Source organism: Reinekea thalattae (genome assembly GCF_008041945.1).
Classification (GTDB): Bacteria; Pseudomonadota; Gammaproteobacteria; order Pseudomonadales; family Natronospirillaceae; genus Reinekea; species Reinekea thalattae.
The window spans coordinates 120168-135984 of sequence record NZ_VKAD01000001.1; the positions used below are offsets into that span (position 1 = coordinate 120168).

Consider the following 15817-nt stretch of genomic DNA (forward strand, 5'->3'; position numbering starts at 1 on the left):
GGCGTCATAAATAATGAGGTATGCTTCACTGGATCTGTTGGCTGCTGGGCGCGGTCGGTTTGCTGATTGGCTCTAGCAAATGTTCAAGACCTTCGGTTCGGATCAGCAGCGCCAGCTCCAATAATTGGCCGAGTCGGCCATTAGGAAAGCCCTTGTTGGCAAACCACAATAAATAGGGCTCAGGCAGTTTAATCAGTGCACGACCGGCGTATTTACCAAAAGGCATGGTGGTGTGTGCCAGTTCAAGGAGCACATCTGAGTTTAAATCCATAAAAAAGGCCAGTCGCTTACAGTGAGTCTATTTTGTCAGAAAACCGATGCAAAAATCTATTACACCGGAGTTCTCAGAACGTTCAATACCTAATTAGATTAGTTGCCATGACGCTCAGGCCAGTAGTCCGTGAGCAAGCCAAGAGCTTTATCTAAGGTTTCTGCTCCGGTGCCAAAGTTCAGCCGTGCATGATTCGAGTTGCCAAAAAACTTGCCTTCGCTGGGCATAATGCCTGCCTTAATAAAGTGTTGAGCAATCGGTTGATCATCTGCGGTACTTTCAATCCAAGCTAAAAAGGTTGCAGACTGAGGTCGGTAAATTAAACCGTCGAGCGGTTGCAATGCCTGCTCAATACGTTGCTGATTTTGTTTTAGATGCACTAATAAATCTTGGTGCCATTGTTGGCATTCACTAAAGGCGATTTCGGCACCGATGTAGCCTAAAAAGTTAGGGTGCGGGATGAGGTCGGTCATGCGTTGTTGCCAAGCGCTGCGCAGCTTTTTATCTGGGATAATGGCAAATGAGCAGCCCAAACCTGCAATGTTAAAGGTTTTACTGGCGGCCATCAGCGTAATGCTGCGTTCAGCCAACGCCTCGATGGAACCAGCAGGAACGTGTTGGCTGCCATCTAAAATGAGGTCGCAATGAATTTCATCAGAGCAATAGATCACCTCGTGTGCTTGGCACAGCTGAGCGATTTTTTCTAAATCGTCAGCAGAAAGCAAAGCGCCCAATGGGTTCATCGGGTTGCACAGTATTAATAGGTGGCAATCTGGGTGAGCGAGTTCTTGCTCTAGCGTCGCCCAATCCAGCTGCCAACGGTTTTGATCAAACAGTGAAGGAATGTTGACCGCCGTGCAGCCTTGGCGCTCGGCTGCAGCAAGCAACGGCGGGTAGTTTGGCGTTTGTACAATGACACGACCGCCTTTGCCATAGAGTAAGCAAGCCAGATTAAAACTTGGCACCACGCCCGGCATCCAGACAATCCAGTCCGCTTCAATTGACCAGTCGTACTGGCTTTTGCACCAGTTCACTACCGACTGGTTAAGTGAAGGCCAAGGATGGGTGTAGCCGTAAATAGGGTGAGAGACTCGTTTAACTAATGCATCGGTAATGGCGCTGGGTGAGGCGATGTCCATGTCGGCAACCCACATCGGTAGCAGGTTCTTGTCGCGGTATAGTTCCCATTTGATGGCGTGGGTGTTATCTCGGTTGACCGTATTGAACATGAGCGCTTCCTTTTGAATCTATAGTTGAGTAACAGAATAACGAATTTACAGAATAACTAAGTAAACTGCTGATAAAATAATAAATGACAGTCTCGGTAAAATAACAAAAGACAGCATCAACAAATAGGCCTCATCTGTTGCGATGGCTGTTATACTGTTGCACCGATTTTTTTGATTGCAGTGGTCGTGCTGTTGTTTTTAGTTTGAGGTATGAATGGCTTTGAGTATGAGCAGTGCCGTAGCCGAGCGTTTTGCTGGCACTCAGCGTCTTTATGGCGTTAAGCAAACCGAGTTTTTAGCGCAGTCGCATTTTGTTGTTGTTGGTATCGGCGGCGTTGGCAGCTGGGCTGCCGAAGCGTTGGCCCGAACCGCTGTCGGTGAGATCACCCTGATCGATCTAGACGACATTTGCATCAGCAACACTAATCGCCAGATTCACGCACTAACCAGCACTGTTGGGCAGTTTAAAGTCGAAGCCATGGCTGAGCGTATAAGCCAGATCAACCCAGACTGCCAAGTCAACGCAGTCACTTCGTTTATAACGCCAAACAACCTAGACGAACTCATCCCTAGTCAAGCCATTGGTATTATCGACGCCATCGACAGCCTCAAACCAAAGGCCGCCTTGGTGAATTACTGTAAGCGCAATAAACGCCGACTGATTACAACTGGCGGTGCCGGCGGTCAAATCGACCCAAGCAAAATTACAGTCGATGACTTAAGCCGCACGGTTCACGATCCATTGGCGGCCAAGTTACGTAACAGTCTGCGACGCGAGTATGGTTTTCCTGCGGCAGATAAGGGTAAATTCTCCATCGATTGTGTGTATTCTTCTGAGCAGTTGCTTTACCCTCAGCCGGATGGCAGCGTCGCGCATGCTAAGCCAGCGCAAAACCAAGCATCGAGACTCGATTGCGCCGGTGGCTTTGGTGCCTCGATGATGGTCACCGCCAGTTTTGGTTTGATCGCAACCGCGCATCTAGTGAACAAAGTATTAAAGGCTCACTGTTAGAAAATCTGGTTAAAGGTATTGAGTTAGAAGTACTTAATTAGACGCATTTAATTAGAAGTATTTATAGAAGCATTAAGTTAGAGATATCAAAGGTTAGGGGCACACAGGCTTGCGGCATAAACCATACAAAAGCAGCTTACGATGCCCGCAATAAAGGACAGCTGAATGATTGATCAATTTTTAAAACTCTTTAAAGCATTGAATTCCGACGCCAACCCTTGGCAAATGGCCTTCGCTGCCGCCTTTGGTTTGGTTATTGGCTTCACACCGCTATGGTCGCCGCATAATTTACTGGTGTTGCTGTTAGCCTTTATTTTTCGCGTGCATCTGGCCAGCTTCTTTGTCTTTTGGCTGCTTTTTTCGGCCTTGGCTTATTTGCTCGACCCTTGGTTTGATCAGATCGGCTACAGCCTGCTCACTCAAGTTCAACTCACCGATTTTTGGACCACGCTTTACCAAAACGATTTTTGGCGGGTACTGCGTTTTAATCACACCATTACACTCGGCAGCTTTGTGGTTTCGGTGATTGCTTTTCTGCCGCTGGCGGTCATCTTGCGCCTGTCGATTATTCGTTACCGCGGTGCGGTGATGCCTTGGGTCGAAAAGCTTAAGGTGGTGCAGTTACTTAAAGGCAGTAAACTCTATGAGCTGTATCAGCGGCTTGACGGTTAACGATTGGCGATTAAACGAATAGGCGGTTAAAAGTAGGCTATGAAGATATTTCGTTGGAGTGGTTTGATTGGTTTTGTGGTAACGCTCACGCTGCTGGTCGTTATCGGTTATTTCTTTTTATCTGGCTGGGTAAAAAAAGGCATTGAGGTTGCGGGTATGCAGGCCAATGGTGCCGAAGTGAACGTCAGTGGCGTTTCGCTGTCGTTGAACCCAATTGGTTTCAATATTCGTGGTGTGCAGATTGCCGATGCCGATAAGCCAAGCCATAACGCCGCGGCACTTACTGAAATCAGTTTGCAGATCAGCCTAGCTGAATTGTTTTTAGGCAATGTGCGCATCGAAGAATTGATCGTCAGTAACGTCGATACCAATACCGAACGCAGCCAGGTGGCTAAGTTAAAAGAGCAAAGCGCGGACGATGCAACACAAACTGATGACTCAGATTCCTCTGCGCCAAGCGATAGCGAAAGCTCAGAGCAAGGCAGTTCTATTACCGAGCAGTTAGCAGACCGATTGCCGTCGGCAGATTCGGTGGTCGACTCAGCAACTGCCAGCACGCAAGCGGCGTTAACGTTGACAGAGCAAACGCTGTCACAGTCAGCCGATCAGCTCGACGCTATTCAGGCAGTGCTCCCTTCTTCGAGCACCATTGAACGTTACAACGCGCAGTTGGCGGCGTTAGATATCAGCAAGGTCGACTCACTGGACGACCTAGAAAAATATCAAGATGCGCTATCGGACTTAGCAGACAGCATTAAGAGCGACACGGCCAAGGCAAACCAAGCCACTAAGGATGTAAAAAACCTAACCGAGGCGAACCAGGCGGCGTTTAAAGCATTAGTCTCTGCACCAAGCCAAGATTGGGCAAACATTCAACAGAACTACCCACTGAATAAACAGAGTGCAATTAAAGTCTCCGAGCGTTTATTAGGTGACGGGCTGTGGCAAAAAATAGAAACCGCTGTTAATTGGTACAACAAGGCTAAGCCTTGGTTAGCAAAGCTTCGTTCCGATAAACAAGAAGACGATGATCAGCGCACGCGCAGCGAGGGCCGCTTTGTACAGTTTGAGCATCCTGACCCAAGCGCTAAATTCCAGCTCGACCATGCATTGCTGTCGTTCTATTCCGACGGTTGGCCGTGGCATTTTAGCCTCGACAATGTTCGTTCTACACTCAAAGGTGCGGTTGCACCGGTAACGCTAGAATTACGCCGCGGCGAGCAGGGCAATGCTCGCTTTCTAGTGACTGGTTTATTAGAGCGAAACGATGACCGCTCTATCGATACCTTTAATTTGCAAGGCAATGCTATCGAAGTCGCCAGTCGTCGGCTCAGCATTGCTGGCAGCGAGCTTAATTGGCAACCGAACAAAGCCGATGTTAATGGCACTCTAGTGATTATCGATGGCGAATTAGATGGCAAGGTCGCAATAAACTTTGCCAGCAATCAATTCTCGGTGATCGGTGACGGCGTTACCGCGCGCTTTTTGCAAGATGCCTTGTCGCGGATTGACCAATTCAGTATCGACATTGCGTTATCGGGTGAAGCCACGCGACCAAAGTTTGCCATCAGCTCAACACTGGATAACCAACTAAGCTCGGTATTACAGCAGGTCGCCGAAGAAGAGTATCAAGCTTGGTTGAGTGACGTACGCAATCAGTTTGACCAGCAGGTGGCTCAGCTGACCGAGCCTGCCCGCTCGCAACTGGATCAACTAAACGATGTCGAGAAAAACATCGAGCAGCGCATCGAACAATTCCAGCAGCAGGTTACTGAGCCATTAGACCGGCTAGAAGATGAGGTCGCGGCCAAGCGCAAAGCAATAGAAGATAAAATTAAAGCTGAGAAAAAAGCCTTAGAAGATAAAGCCAAGGCAGAGCAAAAAGCCCTAGAAGATAAGTTAAAGGACGAAGCCAAAGACAAGGCCAAAGATCTTTTTAACGGCTTTTAGTGAAAGCAGGCTTATGTTTAAAACAGAGCCGAAAGCGAAAATTTACCCCAACGCGCGCGCAAGCGGCGCGATAAAAGAACACAGAGGAAAGTTTAAACGCATGGAAATTGATGCAGTTTTAGAAGTTGAAGCCGGCGACCCGCAAATCGCTATCGATTTTTTGGTGGCTAACGTCAACCTATCTAAATCGCGTTTAAAAGACTTGATGAATAAGGGCGGCGTTTGGCGAGTCGATCAACGTGGTCAGCGTGAACGCATTCGTCGCGCCATGACCGATGTTTTGGTTGGCGAGCAGATCGAAATTTTTTACAACGACGAGCTGCTGGCACTAAAGCCGCAGCGTGCCGAACTGATCGAAGATCTAGGCCAGTACTCAGTCTGGAATAAACCTGCCGATATGCCATTAGAAGGCAGCGACTGGGGCGACTTTAATAGCTTTGCCCGCGCCGTCGAACTAGAGTTTTCACCGCCACGCGAATGCTTTTGGCTGACCGCATTAGACTACCAAGCTGCAGGCCTATTGGTGTTAGCCCACAGCCGTAAAACCGCCTTGGCGTTTTCTGAAACCTTTGCCAGCGAAAAGTTTACCGACGCGCAACTGCATTATCGCGCCGATGTTGCTGGCGATATTGGCCAACTCACCGAAATTGACTTAGAACTCGACCAGCAAGCCGCCACCACTCAGCTGGCAAAAGTGCGTTACGACGAGCGGCCTAATCGCAGTGTTGTCGACCTTTGGCCTAAAACTGGTGTGAAAGATCAATTAGTGCGTCATCTCAATGCTAAGGGTTTTCCAATTATTGGCGATGAGCGCTATGCTCACGACTTAGAAAGTCACGAAGGTTTACGCTTACGCTTGGTTGAAATGTCGTTCCTTTGTCCGGTAACGGGTGAAGCGAAAAACTATTCGTTGATTTAGTGCACAGCCGTGCTCGAGCAGTAAAGAAACAAAGCAGCAAAAAAGTACAACCAAAACTGAAAAATTCACAACAGAGGCTAATAGGGTTTAATCATGTTTGAACAAGTGTCAAAAGCGCCTGCAGACCCAATCTTGGGTTTAACTGAAGCATTTAACGCCGAACCGCGTGCCGAAAAGGTCAATCTAGGTGTCGGTGTATTTAAAAACGAAGACGGCATTACCCCTATTTTAAATACAGTTAAAAAAGCCGAGCAGCGTTTACTGCATGATGAAGCCACCAAAAGTTACCTAGCAATCAGCGGCTTTGCCGACTATGGCTATCAGGTACAGCGTCTGTTGTTTGGTGAAGGGCATAACATTATTACCAGCCAGCTTGCGCAAACCGCACAAACACCCGGCGGTACAGGTGCATTGCGAGTCGCTGGTGAATTTATGGCAAGCAAGCTTGGCGTTAACAATATTTGGGTTAGCAACCCAACGTGGGCCAACCACGGCAGCGTTTTTACGGCGGCCAAGCTTGAGGTAAAGAGCTACCGTTATTACGACAAAGCCACGCAAGGCTTAGATTTTGAAGGCATGCTGCAAGATTTAAAACAGGTACCTAAAGGCGATGCAGTGTTGCTGCATGGTTGCTGCCATAACCCAACCGGTATCGACCCAACGGCGGAGCAGTGGCAAGCCATTGCACAGGTTGCTGCCGAAAACGGCTTTGTTGTACTGTTCGATTTTGCCTACCAAGGCTTTGCCAAAGGCGTGGTAGAAGATGCCGAAGGCCTGCGTATTTTGGCGGATAAAATCCCAGAAATACTCATCGCCAGTTCGTTCTCAAAAAACTTTGGTTTGTATAACGAGCGTGTCGGTGCCTTTACTTTAGTTGCCAAAACAGCCGAAGTTGCAGCCGATGCTTTCAGCCAAGTCAAAACAGTCATTCGCGCCAACTACTCAAACCCGCCAGCACACGGTGCTAAAGTAGCAGCGGTTATTTTGGCGGACGATGAATTACGAGCAGAATGGCTAGAAGAGCTAAAAGCCATGCGCGTGCATATTCGTAACTTGCGCGAACTCTTTGTTAAGGCATTGGCAGAGCAGGGCGTTAAGCAAGATTTCAGCTTTATTGAACAGCAAAACGGCATGTTCTCCTTTACCGGTTTAAGTAAAGAGCAGGTGGCAACACTGAAGCAAGATTACGCCATCTACATGGTCGACAGTGGCCGTATTAACGTAGCGGGCTTGTCATCTAAAAACATGGCTTATGTTTGTAAGGCGATTGCAGCGGTACTGTAAGAAATTGCGGTAAGTGCATTGTTTTATAGATTTTTCATCGATGAAACGGCCTTGCTAAAAGTAAAAGCCAGTAGAAATTAAAAGCAAGAGAGTTGACAAGAAGGGCTTTGGTTAAAAACCAAGCCCTTTTTATTGGAGCGGTTATGAAGCCTTTTAAGGTCGAGTCTAAGTATCAGCCAGCGGGCGATCAGCCCAAAGCCATTGCGACGTTAGTCAGTGGTATTAATCAGGGCCTTGCAGCGCAAACACTATTAGGTGTGACGGGTTCTGGTAAAACCTACACCATGGCGAAAGTGATCGAAGCGGTGCAGCGTCCTACCATTGTTATGGTGCATAACAAAACACTGGCGGCTCAGCTCTATTCAGAATTCCGTGAATTCTTTCCCTCCAATGCGGTCGAATATTTTGTTTCTTACTACGACTATTATCAGCCCGAAGCTTACGTGCCTTCTTCGGATACCTTTATCGATAAAGATTCATCGGTAAACGAACACATCGAACAGATGCGGCTTTCGGCTACCAAAGCGTTGTTAGAGCGTAAAGACACCATTATTGTCGCCACCGTTTCTGCGATTTATGGTCTTGGCTCACCAGACAGCTATTTAAAAATGGTGCTGCATTTGCGCCGCGGTGATAGCGTCGATCAACGAGAATTATTGCGCCGTTTAGCCGAGCTGCAATATGCCCGTAACGATGTTGAATTTGGTCGTGGTAATTACCGAGTTCGCGGCGATATTATCGATATCTTCCCAGCAGAATCCGAATTAGAAGCCATTCGTGTTGAACTGTTCGATGAAGAAATCGAAAACATCAGCCTGTTTGATCCACTCACAGGCGAAGTGCTGCAAAAGTTACATCGCTATACTATTTATCCAAAAACGCATTACGTGACACCACGCCAAACCATTTTAGACGCTGCCGAAAATATCGAAAAAGAACTCAAAGAACGGCTCAAGGTTTTTGAAACAGACAACCGTTTAGTTGAAGCGCAACGTTTAGAACAGCGCACCAAGTACGATTTAGAAATGATGCGCGAGCTGGGTTTTTGCACTGGCATCGAAAACTATTCACGTTATTTATCTGGCGCGAACCCGGGCGACCCACCGCCAACGCTTTACGAATATTTGCCCGACGATGCACTCATGCTGATCGATGAGTCGCATGTTTCCATTCCACAGATTGGCGCCATGTACAAAGGTGACCGTTCGCGTAAAGAAACCTTAGTCGAATACGGTTTCCGTTTACCTTCGGCGTTAGATAACCGCCCGCTGCGTTTTGAAGAATGGGAGCAAGCCGCGCCGCAAGCGATTTATGTTTCGGCAACACCGGGCAAATATGAAAAAGAACACTCGCAACAAACCGCCGAACAGGTGGTGCGGCCAACCGGCTTACTCGACCCCATTATCGAAGTGCGGCCAGCGCAAAGCCAAGTCGACGATGTACTGGAAGAAATTCGCCTGCGTATTGCTGTTAACGAGCGAGTGTTGATCACCACTTTAACCAAACGCATGGCCGAAGATTTAACCGATTACCTACACGACAACGGCATTCGTGTGCGCTATTTGCATTCTGATATCGACACCGTAGAACGAGTCGAAATTATTCGCGATTTACGTCTAGGCGAGTTCGATGTCTTGGTGGGCATTAACTTGCTGCGAGAAGGTTTGGATATGCCAGAGGTGTCGCTGGTGGCGATACTTGATGCCGACAAAGAAGGCTTTTTGCGCAGCGATCGCTCATTGATCCAAACCATCGGTCGTGCTGCTCGTAACCTAAACGGTAAAGCCATTTTATACGCCGACAGAATGACCGGCTCTATGGAGCGCGCCATTGGCGAAACCGAACGCCGCCGTGCCAAGCAGATTGCGCACAACGAAGAACAAGGCATTACGCCGCAAGCGTTGAATAAATCGATTACCGATATTATCGATGGCGCACCACAAGCGCCGGGCCGTAAAGGTAAAATGGCCAAGAACAAGAAAAAGGTTGAGCATATTAATGGCGAAGAAGCCAAGAGCTACATGCAAATGACTGTGGCAGAACTCGGCAAAGAAATTGTTAAAATTGAAGACAGCATGCACAAGGCCGCGCGCGACTTAAAATTTGAAGAGGCCGCCGCAATGCGAGACCAATTAGTTGAACTGAAAGACCTACTCAAAAGCCGTTAGCTAGATTAGCTACAGCAAGTAATAAACATAAACACAGGCGCAAAAAAAATACTTTTTAGAAAGTAAAAGTTTTTTAGAAAGTAAATACTTTTAGAGAGAAGTATTTTTAGAGATAAGTGTTTTTTGAAAAAGTTAAAGAGAAATTAAAACCAGCAACTTTAAACGATAAATTGTTAACAACGGGACGGCGCATGACACAAGAGATCACCCTAACAAAACCGGATGACTGGCACTTACACTTTCGCGATGGCGATATTTTACAAGAAACCGTCGCTGCCACGGCGCGCTGTTTTTCTCGTGCCATTGTTATGCCAAATTTGGTGCCGCCTGTTACCAGTGCCGATCTAGCCCTAAGTTATAAAGAGCGCATTCTTGCCGCTCGGCCGCTGGGTAATAGCTTTATGCCGTTGATGGTTTTATACCTAACCGATAACACCACACCAGAGATGATCATTGCTGCCAAGCAAGCCGGTGTTGTTGCCGCCAAACTTTACCCAGCTGGCGCAACCACTAACTCAGCCTTGGCTGTTACTTCCATTGCAAACTTGCAGCCGGTTTTAGAAACCATGGCAGAGCAGGGCATGCTGCTGTTAATTCATGGTGAAGTGACCGATAAAGAAATCGATATTTTCGACCGTGAACAGGTGTTTATCGACACCCACTTAAAAACCATTGTTGCCAATAACCCAACACTTAAGATTGTGCTAGAACACATCACAACCGCCAACGCCGCCGAATTTGTGATGAATGCAGCAGATAACATTGCCGCCACACTGACACCGCAGCATCTAATGTACAACCGTAACGACCTGCTTGCTGGTGGCATTCGTCCGCACAACTATTGCTTGCCGATCTTAAAACGTAACACCCACCAAAAAGCCTTGCAGGAAGCCGTTGCAACCGGCACTAAAAAAATATTTTTAGGCACCGACTCAGCGCCACACGAAAAGGGAGCCAAAGAAAGCGCCTGCGGTTGCGCTGGCTGTTACAGCGCTTGGAGTGCTATTGAACTGTACGCGCAAATTTTTGAACAGCTGGGTATTTTGGATAAGCTCGAAGGCTTTGCCTCACACTACGGGCCAGACTTTTACGGCTTGCCGCGTAATAACGAAACCATCACCTTGGTAAAGGAGTCGTGGCAATTACCAGAAGAAATCACCTTGCCAAACGGTAACCCAATTGTACCGTTTTATGCTGGCCAAACGGTCAACTGGAAAGTCAAAGCCTAATCGTCACATCTTTTATTGAGCGGCGGCTAAGTTGTCGCCGCTCAATGCTCTGCATAATTTAAAATAAATTCGTTAAAAAAAATCCGTTCAATTATTTTTGCCGTGCTAGTCTTAAAAGGTAGCGAGCAAAATCATCGACAATTGTTATTGTCGCTTTCTTCGGTAGTCTGCTGCGTCGGTTAATTTTTAAGCTGTAAAAGCCGTCATCAAACACTCAATAAAAATAATAATGAATAGCCGCAACCAATGCGGTGAGGTGTTTTTATGGACACTCAAAAACCACAGCGACACTTCAGCATGAAAGCAATGGTGCTAAGCTGCTTTTTAATTATTGCCTTTACTGGCACGGGTTTGGCGCTGGCGTTGCAATACAGCTTTGGCGTTTCGTTAGCAAAAGAAGCTGCGCAGCGAGTGTTTAGCCAAATAGCCGAACAGGTGAGCGAACGTATCCACAACATGGATGAGCAAAGCTCCGTGCTGGTGAATATCCTTTCAGAATACCCCGTTATTCATAACTCGGTTTCGCGCCAAGTCGAGTACGATCTGTTGCCGGTGCTGGCTCGTTCGATGGAGTTACACCCTTATGTTTATAGCATTTACTTAGGCCACGCCAACGGCGATTTTTATGGCCTAATCAACCTAGAAAGCGACAGCCATTTACACCAGCACTTTAATGCCAACGCGCAAGACCGCTGGGTGCTTATCCATATTTTTAATCAGGCGGGCGAGCAAGTTCGCGAGTCTTTTTATTACGATGCGCAACTGAATTTACGCAGCAGCGAACAGCAGGCCAGTAACTATTTAAGTTACGACCGCCCGTGGTATCGCGATGCCATACTCGCCAACCAAGTCACCAAAACCAAACCCTATATGTTCAGCCTGCTAGGAGAGCCTGGTGTCACCTATTCAAAACAGATTGCCGGTACCGACAGCGTTATTGCCGTTGATGTGTCGTTATCGATCTTATCCGAATTTTTAAAACAACAACGAACCCTGCCGGAAAGTGAAGTGATGATCTTCGACCAGCAAGGGCGTATTTCGGCGCACTCTTATGAGCTGGATAAAAAACAACTCGAATGGCAAACCGAACCGCTCACGCTTAGCGAACAGGAGCAAGCCTTTATTGCCGCGCTGCCTGCATTGCGTGTTTCTAATCAGGCCAACTGGCCGCCATTCGATTACGCCGACGGCGGCCAGCCTTATGGTTATTCGGTCGATATAGTAAACCTAATCGCGGCGAAAATAGGGCTTAATATTGAATACATTAACGGCTACAGCTGGCTCGAAATTATGGAACTGTTCGAGCAAGGAAAAATAGACTTGGTACAGTCTGTTTTTAAAGCCGACAACAGCGCCAGCTGGGGTTTGTATTCTCAGCCCTACAGCAAAACCGAGCTTGGCGTTGTGGTTAAAAAAGACAGCGCAGCGTTAAAAAGCATGGCCGAATTAAACGGCAAAATAGTCGCCATGACAGAAGGGCGAGCGTGGACTAGCCAAGTACAGAACAGCTTCCCAGAAATAAAAGTTCTATTGGTGAGCGACAATTTAGCCGCGCTCAAAGCAGTCGATCAAGGCTTGGCCGATGCCGCGATCGACAGCAAACAAAGCCTGAGCTTTTTACAGCGCGCCAACTTTTTACAACAGCTGCAAGTGCTTGCCGCACCGCAAGGGTTAAATGCTATTCAGCGCGAGCAAACTCTGCTGCTTGGGCACCAGCAACAGCAATTGCAAAGCATTTTAAATCGCGCCATCAGTGCGATAACGCCGCAAGAATACCAAGCCATAGAACAGCGCTGGCTCGGCGATGATAATTCCAACCAGCTGTTGCATTCGATCAACGCCAGCGTTGTACCGCACCCAAGTTTACTGCCGCAAAATTGGCAAAGCACTGACGAGGCAATTGGCGAGTCGATCATCGAAGGCATTCAACCTTTCACGACGAGCAGCAATGTTAATAACGCTAACGTTAATAACAGTAACGTCAATAACAGTAACGGCAATAACATCAATACCAGCAGCGACAGCCTGTTTACCAATAACAACGCTCAGCCAGAGCAAAGCAAAGAACGCTACAATTACTCGTTCGAGATCGACCGAGAAGCTTACCTAGCTTACGCCCAGCCGATCGACTCACAATTTGGTCAGCAGCAAAACCTAGCCATTGTTGTACCGCTAAAAACAGTGCTTGGCCCGTACGTAAAACGCTTGCGAACCACAGTGATTGTTTCGGCAGCCTTTATGGCGTTGCTGTCGCTTATTGTTATTTACCTAACCCAGTTTATTGTTAAACCAGTTAATCAGCTGGCCCAAGAGAACGAAAAAATAAAGCGCCGCGATTTTAAATCGGTACGCAAAATCCATTCAAATATTAAAGAAATTGCCGAGCTTTCAGAGTCTATCGTCGCTATGTCGAGCGCTATCGAACAACACCAAGCCTCGCAACAAGAACTGTTGGACTCCTTCACTCGCGCCTTAGCGCAGGCTATTGACCAAAAATCGCCTTACACCGGCGGCCATTGCGAGCGCGTGCCAGCCTTGGCAATGATGCTCGCCGAGCAAGCGGCAAATTCAAACGACGCCGCCTTTAAAGATTTTAAATTAGAAAACCCAGACCAATGGCGCGAATTTGAAATGGCCGCTTGGCTGCACGACTGCGGCAAAGTCACCACACCAGAACACATAGTCGACAAAGGCAGTAAATTAGAAACCGTCTACAACCGCATTCACGAGGTGCGCACTCGCTTTGAAGTTTTATGGCGCGACGCCGAGCTAAACTATTGGCAAGGCATCGCTGCCGGTAAAAACCCAACCGAACTGGCGCAGCAGCTAACCGCCGAACAACAACGCCTACAGGATGAATTTGAATTTATCGCCCAATGCAATATTGGCGAAGAACAAATGCCCGAAGAACACCTCAACCGGCTCAGCAGCATTGCAGGCCAAACTTGGCTGCGCCACTTTGATGATCAACTCGGCCTTTCACCAGTAGAGCAACGCAGGCTAAACACACCGCCAGCAAGCTTGCCCGCAGTCGAAACGCTACTGGCAGACTTACCCAAGCATTTAGTGCCGTGGCCTAAAAAGCCCGAGTACGATAAAAAATACGGTTTCCAAATGGACGTGCCAGACTACCAAGCTAACTTGGGCGAACTGTATAATTTATCGATACGCAGCGGCACACTCAGCAAAGAAGATCGCTACCGTATTAACGAACACATTATGTCCACCATACAAATCCTCAACGAACTGGCCTTACCAGAAGACTTATCGCACGTGCCCGAATACGCAGGCGGCCACCACGAAACGCTGATCGGCACCGGCTATCCATGCAAACTTAAAGGCAAAGAATTACCCACAGCCGCACGCATCATCGCCATTGCCGACGTATTCGAAGCACTCACCGCTGACGACCGGCCGTACAAAAAAGCCAAAACGCTGAGCGAATCACTCGATATTTTATACCGCATGGCAGAACGCCAGCATCTGGATATAGACCTAGTACAACTGCTGGTAGAAAGCGGCGTCTATCGCCAATACGCCGAACGCTTTTTGCACCCGCACCAGCTCGACGAAGCCGAACAGCCCAACCATAAACACAGCGCCTGAGCAGGGCGCTGAATAGGACGTTGAATAGGACGTTGAATAGGACGTTGAATAGGACGTTGAATAGGACGTTAAATAGAGTGCCTAACCAAACAAGAAAGCAGCCCAAAAACCAGAGCCCGAAAGCCGCACCTAACCGATATGATAAGTTGTTGATTTTAATAATAAAAATGGTTGATCTTTAGCGACCAATCATTAATATAGCCGCCGTTCGCAAGCCTAATGTCCCGTTCGTCTAGTGGCCTAGGACACCGCCCTTTCACGGCGGTAACAGGGGTTCGAGTCCCCTACGGGATACCATCTTTCTTAGAAAATCTAATCTGCAAAATCACCCTTCGCCTTAGAAAAGCCGGTGTCTCACCGCACTCTCTGTTCAAACTCAAGCACGGCGACTATCAAAGTTCGAGTCCCCTACGGGATACCATCTTCTTTTCAAAACATCTATATCACCTTCAGATACTCAACAATTCGACTAATGTTTCCCCGTATTCTCTTAGATGCTAATGCAAGGCAAAACGAAGCGAACAGAATCGGTTCACTGAACGTACCGCTCGGTAATACTCCATAGTCCCTCATTGACGCAACAAAGAGTTAGCACCTATTTTAGCTTGTCGCCTATAATCCAATGGATTACCATGATAATGCAGACAATCGTAGAACTACCGGAATTTCAAAGGAAAGCGCTGAATATCCTCTCCATAGAAGAGAAGGTGAGTATTATCAATTACTTAGCAAGCCATCCTCAGTCAGGGGATCTAATGCAAGGGACAGGTGGAATACGAAAACTACGCTGGTCGGCGCAAGGAAAGGGTAAAAGTGGCGGGGCAAGAGTCATTTATTACTACCACAATGGAACTGTACCGTTGTTTCTTCTAACGGTTTTTGGAAAAGGAGAAAAAGCAAACCTGAGTAAAGCAGAACGTAATGAACTTGCTCAGCTCACAAAACTATTGCTTAAGCATTATGGTGAAAACAATGACTGAATCATTTTTAAGTATCAAACAGGGCCTAACCGAAGCCATTGAGTTTTCAGAAGGCAAACCAAACCAAGCTGTTGTGCATGAGTTCAGTCCCGTTGATGTAAAAAATATCCGCGCAAAAATAGGCATGTCCCAAAATGAATTCGCATCGGCTTTTGGCATTAGCGTCAGCACACTAAGGCATTGGGAAAGAGGCGACCGAACGCCACAAGGCCCAGCTCTTGTTCTACTGAATGTCGTCGCAAAAGAGCCAGCACTGGTACTTAAAGCACTCAGTTCTTGAGTGCTTTCTCCGTTGCTAACGCAAAATAAAAATAAAGCAAACTCGTCACTCCAGCTGTTTAATTTTTAAACAATCCCTTAAGCCAACTCAAATATCCAATAACCTAACTCTGTTCAAAAACAGAGAAAGTACCTATATGCCGAATTATTATTAATAATCAATTTGACAGGTTAAATTAAGAAATAGGATATTAGGGGAGTTGAGATGGGCGGTTATT

General features: G+C 47.4%; 12 protein-coding genes and 1 tRNA gene. 11 read left to right on the plus strand and 2 right to left on the minus strand.

What is annotated here, in order from left to right:
• Positions 1-25 precede the first annotated feature (25 nt).
• Together FME95_RS00590 and FME95_RS00595 are read right to left on the minus strand one after the other, a co-directional pair.
• Positions 26-271 (minus strand): DUF3820 family protein, encoded by a 246-nt coding sequence (locus FME95_RS00590; RefSeq protein WP_147712082.1) that lies wholly within the window; start codon positions 269-271, stop codon positions 26-28.
• 98 nt (positions 272-369) lie between these two features.
• Positions 370-1500, minus strand: coding sequence for a MalY/PatB family protein (locus tag FME95_RS00595; protein ID WP_147712085.1), 1131 nt, complete (start codon positions 1498-1500; stop codon positions 370-372).
• Positions 1501-1726: 226 nt separating this feature from the next.
• Between FME95_RS00595 and tcdA the strand changes: the two genes are divergently transcribed.
• From tcdA to nadS, 11 genes are all read left to right on the plus strand, one after another.
• Positions 1727-2512 (plus strand): tRNA cyclic N6-threonylcarbamoyladenosine(37) synthase TcdA, encoded by a 786-nt coding sequence (tcdA, locus tag FME95_RS00600; protein ID WP_147712088.1) that lies wholly within the window; start codon positions 1727-1729, stop codon positions 2510-2512.
• 165 nt (positions 2513-2677) lie between these two features.
• The gene (locus FME95_RS00605) at positions 2678-3184 is read left to right on the plus strand and encodes a TIGR03546 family protein (RefSeq protein WP_147712091.1); all 507 of its coding nucleotides are present in this window, start codon (positions 2678-2680) and stop codon (positions 3182-3184) included.
• A gap of 39 nt (positions 3185-3223) precedes the next feature.
• Positions 3224-5134: a TIGR03545 family protein gene (locus FME95_RS00610; protein WP_147712094.1), complete on the plus strand. Its 1911-nt coding sequence runs from the start codon at positions 3224-3226 to the stop codon at positions 5132-5134.
• Between the two features lie 100 nt (positions 5135-5234).
• Positions 5235-6053 (plus strand): RNA pseudouridine synthase, encoded by an 819-nt coding sequence (locus FME95_RS00615; RefSeq protein WP_187265397.1) that lies wholly within the window; start codon positions 5235-5237, stop codon positions 6051-6053.
• A gap of 93 nt (positions 6054-6146) precedes the next feature.
• Entirely contained in the window at positions 6147-7337 is a 1191-nt protein-coding gene (locus tag FME95_RS00620; RefSeq protein ID WP_147712100.1) for an amino acid aminotransferase, read from the plus strand.
• A gap of 143 nt (positions 7338-7480) precedes the next feature.
• On the plus strand, positions 7481-9505 hold the full coding sequence (gene uvrB, locus FME95_RS00625; protein ID WP_147712103.1) for an excinuclease ABC subunit UvrB: 2025 nt from the start codon (positions 7481-7483) through the stop codon (positions 9503-9505).
• A gap of 191 nt (positions 9506-9696) precedes the next feature.
• The gene (pyrC, locus tag FME95_RS00630) at positions 9697-10734 is read left to right on the plus strand and encodes a dihydroorotase (RefSeq protein ID WP_147712106.1); all 1038 of its coding nucleotides are present in this window, start codon (positions 9697-9699) and stop codon (positions 10732-10734) included.
• A 264-nt stretch (positions 10735-10998) separates the two neighbouring features.
• A complete protein-coding gene (locus FME95_RS00635) occupies positions 10999-14340 on the plus strand; it encodes an HD domain-containing phosphohydrolase (protein ID WP_147712109.1) in 3342 nt (1113 codons plus the stop codon).
• A 221-nt stretch (positions 14341-14561) separates the two neighbouring features.
• Positions 14562-14637: transfer RNA gene (locus tag FME95_RS00640), tRNA-Glu, on the plus strand.
• 341 nt (positions 14638-14978) lie between these two features.
• Complete coding sequence (locus tag FME95_RS00645) at positions 14979-15320, plus strand: type II toxin-antitoxin system RelE/ParE family toxin (protein ID WP_147712112.1); 342 nt, start codon at positions 14979-14981, stop codon at positions 15318-15320.
• Positions 15313-15600, plus strand: a complete 288-nt coding sequence (gene nadS, locus FME95_RS00650; RefSeq protein WP_147712185.1) for a NadS family protein — start codon at positions 15313-15315, stop codon at positions 15598-15600. Before FME95_RS00645 ends, nadS begins: the two co-directional genes overlap by 8 nt.
• Positions 15601-15817: the final 217 nt, after the last annotated feature.